Genomic DNA, 16604 nt, shown 5'->3' with positions numbered 1-16604 from the left:
TCAGATCAATAAAAATTAATTATTCTCTTTTGGTGAAACCCACATTGGGTTCCCTTCACTGTCTAACCCGATTTTTGCGCCTGGAAATGGAGGATAATGAGTATCCATCACCAGCTCTTCTAAATCAGGAAGATCTCCTCTCACCAAATCATTTTCAATCATCAGTGCCAAAGCTTTTTCAAGCTTCACTAAAGTTTGTTCGATGTCTATTCGAGTATGCTTTTCAGTAAAATAACAAGGAATTCCCCTCATCATGTGAACCCCTTCATACCTCAACAAAACGAAAAGCAATGGGGTCAAAGGAGTGTGTTCTTTCTCCTTAATTCTCCAGATAGAGCGAAAATTAGCTGCCTCATAGGGGCTATTATATTTTTCAAAAAGCTCATTTACCCGAGCCACAAAATCATCTGTCTTTTTAGATAATTCATCTTGAAAAACTGGGCCTCTTTCCTCAATCTCCTTCAGCAATGCTACGGTAGCAGCTAAGACAAATGCATCGCCTGTATATTCTCCCAAGTCTTGAAGCATTCCAAACTGGCTTTTTGTATGGGAGGAGGTTATTCCTGAATAATCTCCTAAAATCCCCAAATGCAAACCTTCTCCAATTAAGTTTCCAAAAACCACTACATCTGGTTTTGAAGTCATGAAGTGACTTACGCCATTGGAATAGGTATTAAAACCCGACAACACCTCATTCAATACCAAAAACATACCCTCCTCAAGAGTTTGCTTTCTTAAGTTATTTAAGAAAACTCCCAGTTCTTCAGTATTCAAATCATCACAACGTACATCATATAACACAGTCCCGATTTCAGAAGATCGATCTTGAAGGATTTCCAAAGATTCATCCCAACTTCCGGTCAAGACGAGTAAGTCATTATGAAAATGTTCTTTAAGGAAGTCCAGGCATTCAGTATTACCTAATGAACCACAAGGCAAATGAGAGTCACTACCTTGTGTTTTACATTTTCTTGAGATAACTGCAATTAGTTTTTTAGTATTAATGGATTGACAGCCTGTAATGGCTTTTAACAAAGCTTCAGAGAAGTGATCGAATAAATAGGCTTCCTTCACTTGGGTTAACCTTTTAAATTTCCTGATTACCTCTTTCTCCTGATCTAAATGGGTTCCAAACTCCAAGCCATCACTTATCTGAGTTTTCAATGCTTTTTTGATAAAATCAGCATTGTATCCAAACAATTTTGACCCATAGCTGAAATGCCAATCCAAATATTCATTCCCATCTAAATCAATCAATTTTGACCCGTCTGAAAACTTTGAAATAATTGGATAATTCAATCGCTTAGTACTCCATACCTGTTCTTTTTCCACTTCCAAACCCTCTCGTCCATTGTGAGAATCGTGATAATCTTTACTTTTCGAGGTTCTCTTTTGATACTTCTCTTTCAATTCACCAAAAAACTCCTGAGCCTCTTTGCTAAGGTTTGAAGGATCAATTTCTTCCTCCATTTGCGAGGAGCTTCCTTCAGCGGGTACGGTTTTACTTATTACTTTCGGTTTTTCATACTTACTGATACTATTTTTTACACCTCCACCATTGGTCTGTAGTTGGGAAATTTGTGTTTGAATAGCATTCAATTGTTGTTGAATCATTTGAATCACATCAACCCCTACCAATTCTTCCTTATGCTCAGCCACAGGCTCCTTCTTTTTAACCTCTTCTTGCTTAGGTTTATTAACTGGCTTTGGAGATTTGGATTGGATAAAAGATAATAATGCACCTGGTGTATTTAAATCATCATTGATTTGCCTAAACGTAATTGTTACTCCAAACTCCTTTTTGATAGAAAAAGTAAATTGAGTAAGCACTAAAGAATCAAGTCCCAATTCAAAAAATGAGGAACCAATATCCTTACGCTGGATCTTAACGCCGGAAGCTGACTCCAGCATTTCTTTGATTTTCTCAAAATTATCTTGCTCTACTTCCTCCTCTTCAAGAATGGCTTCTTCCAATTGTTTGTTTTCCTGAAGACTATTCAAACGAGTCGCGTTAGCCAAGCTCTTCGAAAATGCCGGATTTAATAAAGCTCCTTTTTGAGTCCAGCAAAGCTTCGGTTCAAAAGAATAGGTAGGGATATCCAAAAATGAAAATTCCCCTATCCCATTGAGTTTAAACTGATCTATTGTAGCTCCGAAAGAAATCAACCTTCCGATTTGATTCATCAAATAGGTAAATTCATCCTCTTCATTTTTTCTGGAAAGTGTATGAACAATTGCCCTATCCTTTGCTTCAGGCTGTTGCTGCATTAGGCTTGATAGTACATTTCCAGGTCCTACTTCGATAAAATAAGAATCCTCTAATTCTTCAAGTAAAGCTTTAGCACTGTCATTAAACAATACTGCATTTCGGATATGATCTACCCAGTATTCGATGGAAGTGGCTTGAGCATCTGTTAACCAGGCTCCAGTTTGAGTGGATTTTATTGGAATTTGAGGAATGTTCAGACGAACACTTTCCAAAACTTTTGAAAAATCATCCAAAGCCCCATCCATCATTTTAGAATGGAATGCATGACTTGTTTTTAATACCTGATTGGCAATCCCATACTCTTCCAGTACTTTTTGAAACTCTTCAATTACTTGATGCTCTCCAGAGACAACACATAAATTAGGTGCATTATGAGCTGCGATGGACAACTCGTCAGGAAGAATTTCTTTAACAATATCCAACTGTGATCGAACCGATAACATTTGACCTGTTGGCAAATCGTAAATCAGCTTTCCTCTGTAGGCAACGACTTTAACGGCATCTTCCAAACTGAATATACCAGCTAAATGTGCCGCAACGTATTCTCCTATACTATGCCCACAAAGCGCAACAGGATCAAACCCTTTACTGACAAGCATCTTAGCCAAGGCAAAGGAAACTGTAAAGATGGCTGGTTGAGTTAAATAGGTTTTTGATAAGTTCTCTTGAGCCCCATTGAATATTTCTTCTTTTAAAGAACTGTCCAAATAAGAATCAAATAGCTTACAACATTGATCAAAAGCATCTTTGAAAACTTGATTGGACCCATAAAAATCCTTTCCCATCCCCACATATTGTGAGCCTTGACCAGGAATCAGAAATACTGGAGTTTTAAATTCTCCTTTTTTATATAAAACCGGGATCATTCCTTTTTCTATCTCCTCCAGATTCTTAATCAATTCGGCTCTTTTAGAGGCAGAGAAATGAAGGTTCACCCCATAATTCAAATACCTATTGGCAAGATTTGCATGAAGGTTTTGAAGATCCAAATCAGGATTTTCCTGCACATAGGCGTGCATTTTTTTCGCGTAATCTTTTACACTTGACTCAGATTTTGCTGAAAAAACAAACAAATTTGGTTCTTCATTCTCTTTGGGGGCAATGACTTTTTGTTCTGGATCTGCTTCCTCAAGAATCACATGAACATTCGTTCCACCAAAGCCAAAGGAACTTACGCCAGCAATTCTCTTAGTATCACTAGCCCAGCTTTTGGTTTCATTATTTACATAAAAAGGTGATCCTTCAAATTTTATCTCTGGATTGGGTTTCACAAAACCCAAAGAAGCGGGAAGGGTTCGTTCATGTAGCGCATACACTGTCTTAATGAACCCTGCAATACCTGCAGCGGCTGTCAAATGTCCCACATTACTTTTTACGGATCCAATGGCGCATGTGCTTGATACCCCTTCTCCAAAAGCCAACTTTAATCCTTCTACCTCAATGGGATCACCTATAGGGGTAGCGGTACCATGCGTCTCCACATAACCAATTTGCTCTGGCTTAATTTGGGCATCCAAAATAGCATCTCTGATGGCAGAGGCTTCTCCTCTCACACTTGGAGAAGTGAAACTTGCTTTTTCAAATCCATCATTACTGATCCCTATTCCTTTAATAACTGCATAGATCTTATCCCCATCTTTTACAGCTTGTTCATAGTCTTTTAGTAGAACTGCTCCTGCTCCATCACAAAACATGGTTCCAGTAGCTTCTGAATCAAATGGTTTGCAATGACCATCTATACTAAAAATGGCTCCCTCTTGATACCGTTGTCCACTATTTGCAGGAAATGTAATGGAACTTCCCCCAGCAATAGCTGCAGTACATTGCCCAGACCTAATACTCATCACTGCATGGGCTACTGCCAATAGCGAGGTAGAACACGCGGTATAAACACTGACAGCAGGTCCAGTTAAGTTAAGCTGGAAGGCTACTCTACTTGCCACATAATCTTTTTCATTAAGGGACATGACCTGATTTGGCCCAAAGATTTCCGTTGCCTCATGATCAAAAACTACATTTCTGTTGTAATAGGTGTTATTATTTGTTCCAGCAAATACACCTATTCTAAAATCCGGTCGATTAGCAATCCATCCTGCTTTTTCCAACACCTCATGAGAAATCTCTAAAAACTTACGTTGTTGGGGATCCATGATTTCAGCCAATTTTGGATTCATTCCAAAAAATTTAGAGTCAAACTTATCATAATCGGCTACCACCCCTCTTGATTTGATGTAATTGGATTCTTCTGCCTCATGTCTCACTAAAGGATCTATTTCCTCCAGTGTAAAGTGGGTGATCCCCTCTTTTTTATTTTTGATCATTTCCCAAAAACCGGCAGTATCATTTGCCCCAGGAAATCTTCCGGACATCGCTATGACTGCCACATCTCTATTGTCGGAAGCAGCTTTTTTGGCTAGCTTTTCAGGACTATCCAACCCTCCTTTTTTTTCTCCTTTCAGGAAAGAAATTTGCTTGCCTAAAGTAGGGTTCTGATAAATTAAAGCTACAGGAAATACAGTTTTAAGCTGATCATTAATCGCCAATGAAAGTTTTTGTGCTAAAATCGAGCTTCCTCCCAATTGGAAGAAATTACTATGCAAGTTAAACTCCGTTTCCTGAAGGAGATCTTTCCATATCCCGGTTATTATCTCCTTGTAGTTAGTATCAACCTTCGTTTGGGAAACCTTCTGGTCCTTTTTTTCGGACAAGGAATTCTTCAACGCTTTTCTATCAATTTTCCCACTTCCACTTCGAGGAAACTCTTCAATTCTGATGAATTTGTACGGAATCATGTATTCAGGAATAGATTTCCTCAATTCCTTTTTGATCTCCTCTATTTTTAGATCCACTCCGGTAGTCTTGTAGAAAAGTACTACATAGTTTTGTCCATCTTTGAAATGGCCTATCACCACGGCATTCTCTTCAATTCCATTAATTTTAGAGGCATTTACTTCAATTTCACCTAGTTCTACCCGATGTCCATTAATTTTAACCTGATCATCGACGCGCCCCAAGAACTTTATACTTCCATCAACATTCCATTCCGCCAAGTCACCTGATTTATAGTATCGTTTGATTCCGGAACCATCCAGATTCAATTCCACAAATAACTTATTGGTCAACTCCTCATTTTGGTAATAGCCTCGAGCTAAACAATCTCCAGTGATGTAGATTTCACCAACTTTATTCATAGTGGTGATGGATTTCCCTTCAGGGCTTACAATCAACATTTCTACGTTGGAAATTGGCCAACCAATACTTGGAAGATCTTCCCATTGTGATGGTTCGTCTTCTAAATATTTCTGCGAAACGATAATGGTAGTTTCAGTAGGACCATACTGGTTATAAAATCTGCAGCTTCGTAACTCTTGGAAAAACTCCCGTATAGTACTGCTTACTTTTAGCTGTTCTCCACAGGTCATTATCTCTCGAATAGAGTCTGGGAAAATTTTGTAAGAAACGGCTGCATTCGCTAATCCTTGAAGGGCAATAAAAGGTACAAACAACCTATTTATTCCTTTATTCTGGATGAACTGTAATAATTGATAAGGGTCTTTTAGAATCTCGTTATCCTGAATGTACAAAGTACCACCACTTACCAAGGTGGTAAAAATCTCCTGAAATGAAATATCAAAGGTCAACCTGGCAAAATGCAAAGTCTTAAAACCAGGTCCAGACTGAGAGTTTACTAGCTGCCAGTTCACTAAATTGACCAAACTTGGACTACATACCTCAATCCCCTTCGGCATCCCTGTTGTACCAGAAGTAAATAAGACATAGGCAAGATCAGAGGTATAATTAGGAGTTAAAGTAGAATCTCTATATTTCCCCTCAATGGTCTTGATTGAAAGTGAAGCAAAATCCTCCGAATCCAGGCCTTGCAATCCAAAACGAACATTGGTTTCTGAAACAATTTTAGCAAGTCTTTCTGTTGGCTGATCAAAATCCAAGGGCAGATATGCCTTTCCAGCAGCCAAAACTCCCAACATGTTAATGATCGTTTTTACAGATCTAGAACAGGAGATGGCTATTAGTTTTTCTTCCGGAGCTTCATTTCTGATTCTTTGAGCAACTAAATCTACCAGGATCTCCAATTTTCCATAGGTGATGAATTCGTCATTATGAACGAGTGCATCGTACTTTCTAAACTCCTCGAATCTCCTTTTTAAAAGATCAAAGATATTTGGTGTAGTTGAAGTTGAAAAGTTTTCCATCTCAAGAGACGTTTAGTTAAAAAACTGATTATTATTGGAGAATGAAGCTCAATATTCCAAATGAGATACTACCTCAAAGCCTCCATTCACTAAGCAGATATCTTTATTCAATTCTTGCAAATCTGCATGCATCATATCCTCTACAAGCATTTCTAAATTGTATTTAGGTTTCCACCCCAGTTTCCTTAATGCTTTATCCGGATTTCCTATTAATAATTCTACTTCGGTAGGTCTGAAATACTCTGGATCCACTTTCACTAAAATCTCACCAAGCTTAGGAAGCTCCTTTTTCGTTTTTCTTAACTTTTCATAGGCTACCTCATAATCTATGGAAGAAAGAATACCCATCTCCCCCACACCAACTCCGGCAAAATCGAGTTTGAATCCTATTTTGGAGAATGCCATACTCAAAAACTGACGAACACTGGTGGTAACTCCGGTAGCTACGACATAATCCTCCGGCTTATCTGCCTGTAACATTAGCCACATTGCTTCTACATAATCTTTGGCATGTCCCCAATCTCTTTTGGCATCCAGGTTGCCCAGATAGAGTACTTTCTCCATCCCCATTCCTATCCTCGAAACTGCTCTGGTGATCTTCCTGGTCACGAATGTTTCTCCTCTCAATGGAGATTCGTGATTAAAAAGAATCCCATTACACGCAAACATGTCATAGGCCTCTCTATAATTCTTCACGATCCAGAATCCATATAACTTGGCCACTGCATAGGGAGACCTTGGATAAAAAGGAGTTCTTTCTGTCTGTGGAATTTCTTGGACCAAACCATAGAGTTCAGAAGTACTGGCCTGATATACCCTGGTCTTACTCTCCATTCCTAATAATCTGACCGCCTCTAAAATTCTAAGAACTCCCAGACCGTCAGCATTTGCAGTATATTCCGGTGAGTCAAAACTTACTTTAACATGACTCATAGCTCCTAGATTATAAATCTCATCCGGATTAGTTTCCTTGATGATTTTAGTCAAGTTCATGGAATCAGTGAGATCCCCATAGTGCATAAAAAATCTTGCATCCGCCTGATGTGGATCTTGGTATAAATGGTCAATTCTTTGAGTATTAAATGAAGAGGACCTTCTTTTAATCCCATGTACCACATATCCTTTGTTCAGTAAAAACTCAGCCAAATAAGCTCCGTCTTGACCTGTTACTCCAGTTATTAAAGCGACTTTCATAAATAGTATTTTTAAAAATTGATAGGATTATTAAACAGTGAACTTTTAAAATGCAATGGAATGCATTTTTAAACTCTTTTGATTTTTTTGAAACCAATTATAGGTCTGCGAAATGCCCTCCAGTAAATTCAGTCTTGGCTCCCATCCCATGGAGTTTATTCTACTGACATCCATCACTTTCCTGGGCGTGCCATCCGGCTTACTTTCATCCCAGAGGATATCACCTTCATGCCCCACCACACTTTGGACCATCAATGCCAATTTCTTTATTTCTATATCGTACCCTGTACCCACATTGATCATTGGATACTTCACATCCCTTGACAATAAAAACATAACCGCATCAGCCAAATCCTCTACATGCAAAAATTCACGTAAAGGACTACCGGTCCCCCAAAGCATGACTGGTTGATTTCCATTGATCTTTGAATCGTGAAATTTCCTGATCATCGCAGGCAAAACATGCGAGCTGTTAAGATCAAAATTATCATAGGGTCCATAAAGATTGGAAGGCATGATAGAACTATATCCCTTACCCATTTTGGAGTAAATAGCTTCGCAAGCTTTGATTCCGGCTATTTTTGCGATCGCATAAGATTCATTTGTTGGTTCCAAAGGACCAGTCAATAGATACTCTTCTTTAATGGGTTGGATTGCTCTTTTTGGATATACACAAGAGCTGCCAAGAAATAGAAATCTTTCAACCCCAGATTTTAAAGAGCTGTCAATGATATTATTTTGAATCATTAAATTATCCATCAAAAACTCATAGGGATAGGAATCATTTGCCAGGATCCCTCCTACTTTGGCTGCTGCATTGATGACTATTTCAGGCTGTTGATCAGCAAAAAACTCACGTACCTCATATTGATCTCTCAAATCAAGCTCCGAACTCTTCTTTCCAATAAGGTTCATTGCCCCTCTGGCTTTTAAAAGTCTCCATATAGCAGAACCAACCATTCCTGTATGCCCTGCTACATATATTTTCTTCTTAAAAATATCCATTGTATGATCAGTTAACTAAGCTTGGATTTTCAGTTTCAAATTGTTCAAATAGGTTTTTCACTTTTTGGCAGTCAGACCTATTCAAAATCAAAAATGCATCTGGTGTCTCCACAAAAATCATATTAGAAACACCTAGAAAACTGGCATGCCGGGACTTGCCTATACAGACATTTCCATATTCATCTTCCTCGATTTGATGGGTTTCACTCAAATAATCACTAAGTGCTTCAAATGAACCTAGGTCAGACCATTTAAAGTCTCCTTCTACCATCACCAACTTTTTGGAATGCTCCATCACAGCATAATCCACACTCAATGAATCAATTAATTCATTATCTAATTTTTGAATAAATCCATCTTTGGAGTTTTCAAAAGCTATTTTTATTTGATGGAAAAGATCTGGCTGAAAAAATTCAAGTTCTCTCAAAAAGAGTCCAGCCTTAAAACAGAACATTCCGCTATTCCAAAAATGATCACCCATTTCCAAATAAGTCCTTGCAGACTCAATACTTGGCTTTTCTTTAAATCTTTTAACTATCCCATCCTCAACCTGAATGTAACCATATCCGGTCTCAGGACGAGTTGGCGTAATACCAAAAGTCACAAGGAGATCTATGCTAGCGAGTCTCACCGCATTTTCGACTGCCCGTTCATAAGAGGCTTGATCTTGCACCAAATGATCTGATGGGGTTATTAATAAAATATCGTCAGGATGACTTGACAAAGCCGCAAATGCAATGGCAGGAGCAGTATTTTTAGGCAAAGCCTCTACAATTTCCTTGTATGGGTTAATACCCATCTTGGAAAAGGTCTTTCTGGATAATTCAAAATTTCCCAAACTACCTACTACAATCCCTTTTCCCTTGAGAAAGCGGTTACGCTCCAAACACAATTCAAACAATGATTTTCCATCAAAAATCTCCAAATATTGTTTTGGACAGGACTTTCTGGAAAGCGGCCATAATCTACTACCTGTTCCACCAGATAAAATGACATGAGTTACTTTTAAAGGACTCATAAAACAATAGGTTTAAAAGGTTAAATAACAATATTATTTACTGCTACTGTATTATTAGAAAAATGACAAGAATAATTATGTAACAATCATCTGTTGAGTCAATATTAGGAAATAGATTTTAAAAGAAAAAATGGTGAAAAGCTCTTTTATTTATTTGAAATACGTTTTTTTGTCATTAAAATACAGTTATATCCCAAATAAAATTTTAAAAATATTCACAAAATACTATTCTATAGAGTGAGTTTCCCGATAAAATACAACAGACATAAAATTAAATATTTATTTAGTAGATAATACCAAATTTTAGTATGAAACGAAAGATCATATAAAAATAAAATGACATTAAACTAGATATAATGAATCAAAAATATTTATTTATAATTTAAATACAATTTTAAATGTTTTTTTATAGGAATATTTAGGCGATATACAATGAATTAAAAATTAGAAAAAAAATTATTTTTTTTACATAAAAAATTAATTTCCAGACAAAATAGAGTCATACAACCTAACAATATCAAATTTTAGAAATTCAAAATATTAGCAAAATACAATAAAAATCGAAAAACTCAATTTAGAAATGAACAAATTCTTCATACTTAGTCCAAGTAAAAAATTAATAAATTGAGCAGGTGGAAAAGCCAGATTGAAATCAGAATTTATTTAAAATTATCAAGCAATAATCTAGGAAAAGAAAAGTCCTTCTCTTTTCCTAGAGAAGGACTACACCAATCAATTGAACTTAACGGTTCATTAAATAAATATAGATGTTAAAATATTGCTTTCAATCTAGGGTTATCATTTAAGACTATCTCCCAATACCAAGAAACAACACCTCCATGTTCAATAGTTATAGATAAAGGGAAACAAAACTTTAAGACCGGCATTTTATCTTCCATTACTAATTGAACAGTATGAATAATATAAGGTCTAGGTAAATTAGATAAATCTAAGTTCTTCGCATCTTCCGATTTAGTCCACTCCAATATCTCTTCAACCAATTCGTCTGGCCAAACCCAATTTTGAGGGATTGGGCGATTAGTGAACATCCAAGTCCAGGAGTCAAAATTAAACAACCGGTATACTCCCCCCATCTTATTCAAACGCTGCTGTAAGATCCCATTATAAGTAGAACTATAACACATTTCAAATCCTAAAATTTCCTTCTTTGCAGAAGAAATAATTTCAGAAAAAGTCAGGAATTGATCTCGTTTTTTTTGCAAAACGTAATAGATTATTTCCAGGGCCTCGGAAACCATTAATTCAGATTTGCTCATAAAAAAACATTTTAGAGTTTGTATAAAAATTTTAGTTCAATAAATAATTGAAAAATTAATATTTTTAAATTCGAACTAATTCGCGTAACAGTAAATTTAAACAAATAAATCATTAGATTCCTATTATATTCTACATTTTTTTAGATTCAAACTTCACTTTTAAACCATCAAATGAAATTTAAATGATTAATAATAGAATTCATTACTCATCAATAAAATGCAATTTTTACAATTGGAATAATGATATAATTCAATTGAACACAAATTAACTGATGGAAATCATAGAATTTTTTAAAAATCTTTTCTCTGGTTCGCTCTTTTGACCTTCTTCTGAAAAATATGATTTAAATAAACTAGGTATTTAATATTTAATAATCTGATATCCAGTGATTTAAAAAATTTTGGATCTATCAATTTTAGATGTAATCCTCAGATAAAATCCCTGATTTTATAGTCAAACTATTTTTTAGGAAATCCCGATTCCATAATGCTGATTTTTCTATGGGCTGAGATATGTAAAACAAGACCTATTCTTACCAAAAGAATCCATCTTTTTCCCAATCTAAATTTTCCAGACAGCTATCAAAAAGTCATTGGGAATATCATTGAATTGCATGAGTTTCCAACTCCCCATTTCCTCCAATAGAATCCTAACCCATCAAAGCTTACCCCCTATTATTTTTAAAACCACTTCAAGAATTATTCGTTTTCAACCTCATAAGAAACAGAGTAACCTAAACAACAAAATCTTATCAAAATACAGTGGTTATAAAAATCGTTAAATCCAAAATATCACCCGCACAGAAATATTCAATACATGCCGAATTAATCAGGATTAAACACAAATAGAATTAACTACTTTATTAAAAAAAAGAAAATTGAACTACTTTTATTTTAATACAATATGATTCCAAAAAAAATTCAATGACTCAAAAGTCAATCTAAAAACTAACTTTTAAATATTACTCATCATTTAAGGGATTGTGATAGAATAAAACAATTATGGATTGAAAATTAACTATTTTCTATTTTGAATTAAGAAGTTTTTTTATATTAAAATTAATTCTTTTTAAACAGCAATAATTTTAGTTAACTATAATTATTTTTATTCATGATTTTAGAAAATTGAATTCAATTAATTTTCATCGAACCTTTTCTAGTATGAGATTTTTCAACATTTTAACAAAAGTATTTTCAACACCTCCTAAAAATGTATATCTCAACAAACTGATAAAGTATTGGATTATTTTTTTTATAGCTAATATTCCCAGTATTTCATTTGCGACGGACTATTATTTCTCCTCGATCAAAGGTGATGATAATAGAAGTATCTCAGAGGCTCAAAACCCTGAAACCCCCTGGAAGACGATTGATAAGCTCAATGCTATATCCTCTGCTTTGAAAGGTGGAGACAGAGTCCTATTTGCTGCTGGTGAGGTTTTTTACGGGACGATCAATGTCGTTAGAGGTGGGGAGGTAGGGAAACCGATTGTTTATACTTCTTATGGCTTAGGCCCTGCCCCACAAATTACTTCACTGGAATCAATTACCGAATGGAGATCTATAGGTGGTGGGTTGTACGAGGCTTCCCTTCCAAATCTAGAGAGTTCAGTCATTCAAATTTTAGAAATTGATAATATGCCTCAAGAAATAGGAAGAACTCCTAATTCCTTTAGCGAATCACCTTATTTTGAAATTAAAAATGTACTCGGAACAAACTCCATTACAGGAGAAGGGAGCTTTGGGGATTTAACCGGGGCTGAAGTGGTACTCAGAAAAAACAACTGGATTATTGATAGACATCCAATTTCCTCTTCCTCTGGAAACCGCATCAATTTTGAATCCATTAATACCGCTTACCATGTAAAATCAGGATATGGTTACTTTATCCAAAATCATGTAGGCACCTTGGATTCATTTGGGGAATGGGCTTATAACCCCACTTTGAAGACGATCACCGTATTCCTGGGCTCCAAAAAACCTTCTACTATTACAATCAAAGTGGCAAATAAAGACAATTTGGTTACCAATAACAGATTTGTCCAAAACATTACTTTTTCGAAACTTCACTTCAAAGGAAGCAACAAAAGCATTTTTTCTTTGAAATACTCAGGTAATTTCACCATCCAAAAAAGTATTTTGGAATCTGCTGGAGATCATGCAATTTATGTAGAAGTAGTCCCAAACCTGACAATTTCAGATAATACAATAAAAAACAATTTGAATGGAGGACTATTTGTTTATCATGGTAGCCCAAGCGTAAAAGTAACTAATAACCTTTTTGAAAACTCGATGCCTTACCAAGGCATGGGGAAAAGCAGTGACTTAACCGGCATTGCCCTTTACATTGCTTCAGACTCAGACCATTCTTTAATAGAAAAAAACCAGATCATCAATACCGGTTATAATGGTATCCATTTTGGAGGCGACTACACCATTGTTAAAAACAATTTTATTGATACGTTCTGTGTTTTTAAGCAAGATGGAGGTGGGATTTATACGAATGCAGATGGACAGAAAAACCGAAACAATAAAGGAAGGGAAATCATCGGAAATATTATTCTGAATGGCTTAGGAAATATTGATGGAAACGAAGAGAACGTATTTCTAGCAAACGGCATTTACGCTGATGATATGGCTGCTGGAATTACCATATCAAAAAATACAATAAGCAATATTAATGGCAATGGACTTTTTCTTCATAATACTAATCATATCGAGGTCATAGATAATCTGTTTTACAAGATTCCTACCCAAATTCTTGCATCCCATGACCCAATCGGTACACCTATCAGAAATATTGTGGTCAGAGAGAACCAGCTTTCCAGAATCTATGACCATGAAATCGTTATGAGTTTCAATTCCATAGATTCTGACATCGCCCAATTTGGTCAAATTGATAGCAATTATTTTTTAGACCCTTATCACAAAAATTTCATTTTCTATTCCAAGGAACCCTCCGATGGACAAATTGGACAAACAAGAAATTTAAAAAACTGGAGAAACACATTTGGATACGATTTAAACTCAAAACAGCCAAAATTCAACTTGGACAGGTATGAAATCCTTACTCAATCCCTCATCAAATCCAGCACCTTTGATTCGAATATTGATATCGTAGCGGGTACCTATGGGGGAACTGACCAATGGATCTCTAATGGAATAGAGGGTGGTTCTTTGTCCTTACAACCTAATCCTGGTGGTCATGTGCTCTCTTATTTGCAGATTGGGCCTGTCAAAGTCGGAGATCAAATTTTGATGGAATTTGATTCTAAAAGTACCAAGGACAATAAAGAGGTCATTTTATTTTTGGAAAAGACATTTGACCAAGATCAGGTAGGAAGCCTCAGGTTTTTAGCTACTACCACAGAATCAGAAAAAATTCAAATAGGTTTTAGTGCAGAAGTAGCAGCTGCCAACGAAAGTATTGTCATAAAAATCCAAGATCCCTCTGATCCAGTGATTTTTGATAACATTGAAATTTCGAAAGTCACTACGAATGAATTGAACATTTTAGAATACGTGTATTTCAATTACAATAACTCTGATGAAGCAGTAACTTTTCCTCTTTCTGGAATTTATAGAAATGCTAAAAATGAAACCTTCTTTCAAAAAGTAACTATACCTGCTTATGAGTCAGTGCTTTTAGTTAAATCGGAGATAGATTAACCTGACCTTATAAAATCACCTTTAGAAATTTGCACCACCGACCCCTCTTCAAACACCCAAGTCTATAATAGTGAAAAATTCATCATCAAAACTCAAATAACAGCCCCAAAAGAAGCTCTGAGTAAGTCATTTTTCTATCAAGAAGACATTCATTTATCTAGGATTTATCAGCACATCCCTTTCATTATACTTGGCCTGACCTTGCATCTGGACAATAAAATTTAAAAGCAGTTGAATATGACATTCTGGATAGGACTTCCCAATCTGAAATAGTTCCCAATACTATATTAGAAAAACCATTCAAAACCACTCCCTCTGTAGAAACTCTTACCACTTCCAATAATTAATCCATCGATTTAGGACAAGATGTTTTAATCAGTACTTTTCCTCAAGATGCTGATGGTACTGTAGATCGAGCAGAGATTTACGAAGGAAATAAACTTGTAGGAACTGTAAACATATCTCCCTATAAAATCACCTGGACACCTTCAAATATACAGTTATACCCTATATGCCATAGCCTTTCACACCGAAGGTGCAGAAGGCTCGCCTGGGTAACTCACGGTCAACATTGCAGAACCTCCCAGTGCCAATCTCCCTCCTTTCGTAACCATTGTTGACCCTAAAGAAGATTAATTTTAATTTTTTGGCAGGTCATTTATTTCAAATTCATCAGCGATAAATTTTGCTGCTTTTTTACAGGCCTGAGTAAAAATTCTCCTCCCTTCCATATCGTCCGCAAAAAGTGCGCGTTCAATCCGCTCCACTTCATCCATGGAGATACCGTCCTCTCTATTCGGGTTACCAGCAATAGCATCATGCCACATACCGCAAGTAACAAACTAGTTTTCTTCCTGCATGGTGGGTTTATACTTTTTAGTAGGTAGTCATCTAGCCACTAAGATTGAATGTTAAGCTTTAGGTAAACATAGATTAAACTCTTGAAATTGGAGAAACACGAATCGAGGAACCTTAAAAATGGGAAGCCTTCCTTAAACCAAGCTTTTCGCTTTTCTCCCTTACTGGAGTAACCGCTAAAAATAAAAAAGACCTTCGAGGGTGCTGTTTCCTCAAAGGTCTAATTTCGATACGCTAAGTATTTAGGGGTTTATTGCAACTTTCTAACCAATAATTTTTATTTAGTAACCAACTCTTTGCATTGAACTAGTTTCCTAAAAATGGCTTTGAAATCAAATTTCCCTGAGAGATTAGAAGCTTAACAAGAATTTATTAGTGGTTCAAATCCAATAAACTTCTAGCTCTTGCCAAATCTTCTGCAGTATCAATGGCGATTGGTTGATGGTTAGTTTTCACCATCCTGATTTTGATTCCATTTTCCAACATCCTCAATTGCTCCAACATTTCAATACCTTCCAGCTTACCTTTCCCCATCTTGGTAAAATCTAATAAAATTTCTCGACGGTAGGCGTAGATCCCGATGTGCTTCCAATAATCTAAATCCTTTAATTTATCTCGGTTGTATGGAATAGGAGAGCGCGAAAAATATAAAGCATCCCCTTTGTCATCAGTAACCACTTTTACGAAATTAGGATTATGGGCTTCGTCTTCTGAAATATGAGTCATTAAGGTAGCTACCTGAATGGAAGAATCTTCAAATACATCAACTAAATCGGAAAGAGATTTAGAATCTTGAAATGGTTCATCTCCTTGCACATTGACCACAATTTCAGCTTCAATTTTCTCCAAAGCTTCAGCTATTCTATCAGACCCGCTTTCATGATTGGTTTTACTATAAAAAACATGACCATTAAGCTCCTCAATTTGCTTTTGTATGATTTCATGATCTGTGACCACCCAAACCTCATCAAAAATTTGAGTGGCTAAAGTACTCAAGTAAGTTCTTTGAATGACTGACTTGCCTCCCAAGTCTTGTATTAATTTGGCAGGCAACCTGGTAGAAGCATACCTAGCTGGTATAAGCGCTACTATTTTCAATG

Annotated in this window: 8 protein-coding genes and 1 pseudogene; 2 read left to right on the top strand and 7 right to left on the bottom strand. The window is 36.1% G+C overall.

The window, feature by feature from the left end; genetic code table 11:
* Positions 1-15: 15 nt before the first annotated feature.
* The 5 genes from JYB62_RS02040 to JYB62_RS02020 form a co-directional block, all read right to left on the bottom strand.
* A complete protein-coding gene (locus tag JYB62_RS02040; RefSeq protein ID WP_205643781.1) occupies positions 16-6483 on the bottom strand; it encodes a polyketide synthase in 6468 nt (2155 codons plus the stop codon).
* Between the two features lie 48 nt (positions 6484-6531).
* A complete protein-coding gene (gene gmd / locus JYB62_RS02035; RefSeq protein ID WP_205643780.1) occupies positions 6532-7677 on the bottom strand; it encodes a GDP-mannose 4,6-dehydratase in 1146 nt (381 codons plus the stop codon).
* A 45-nt stretch (positions 7678-7722) separates the two neighbouring features.
* On the bottom strand, positions 7723-8682 hold the full coding sequence (locus JYB62_RS02030) for a GDP-L-fucose synthase family protein (protein WP_207758586.1): 960 nt from the start codon (positions 8680-8682) through the stop codon (positions 7723-7725).
* Positions 8683-8689: 7 nt separating this feature from the next.
* Positions 8690-9700, bottom strand: coding sequence for a mannose-1-phosphate guanylyltransferase (locus JYB62_RS02025; protein ID WP_205643779.1), 1011 nt, complete (start codon positions 9698-9700; stop codon positions 8690-8692).
* 770 nt (positions 9701-10470) lie between these two features.
* Positions 10471-10977, bottom strand: a complete 507-nt coding sequence (locus JYB62_RS02020) for a hypothetical protein (protein WP_205643778.1) — start codon at positions 10975-10977, stop codon at positions 10471-10473.
* A 1161-nt stretch (positions 10978-12138) separates the two neighbouring features.
* On the opposite strand from JYB62_RS02020, the gene JYB62_RS02015 reads away from it, so the two are divergent.
* Both JYB62_RS02015 and JYB62_RS20090 read left to right on the top strand, forming a co-directional pair.
* Positions 12139-14646 (top strand): right-handed parallel beta-helix repeat-containing protein, encoded by a 2508-nt coding sequence (locus JYB62_RS02015; RefSeq protein WP_205643777.1) that lies wholly within the window; start codon positions 12139-12141, stop codon positions 14644-14646.
* Positions 14647-14996: 350 nt separating this feature from the next.
* Positions 14997-15128: pseudogene (locus JYB62_RS20090) on the top strand (hypothetical protein); the annotation flags it as partial.
* Positions 15129-15284: 156 nt separating this feature from the next.
* Here JYB62_RS20090 and JYB62_RS02005 read toward each other — a convergent pair.
* Both JYB62_RS02005 and kdsB read right to left on the bottom strand, forming a co-directional pair.
* A complete protein-coding gene (locus tag JYB62_RS02005; RefSeq protein ID WP_205643776.1) occupies positions 15285-15473 on the bottom strand; it encodes a hypothetical protein in 189 nt (62 codons plus the stop codon).
* Positions 15474-15876: 403 nt separating this feature from the next.
* Positions 15877-16602: a 3-deoxy-manno-octulosonate cytidylyltransferase gene (gene kdsB, locus JYB62_RS02000; protein ID WP_205643775.1), complete on the bottom strand. Its 726-nt coding sequence runs from the start codon at positions 16600-16602 to the stop codon at positions 15877-15879.
* Positions 16603-16604: the final 2 nt, after the last annotated feature.

The organism is Algoriphagus lutimaris (assembly GCF_017051705.1).
GTDB classification, from domain to species: domain Bacteria; phylum Bacteroidota; class Bacteroidia; order Cytophagales; family Cyclobacteriaceae; genus Algoriphagus; species Algoriphagus lutimaris.
This window is presented reverse-complemented; position numbering and strand designations above follow the sequence as displayed.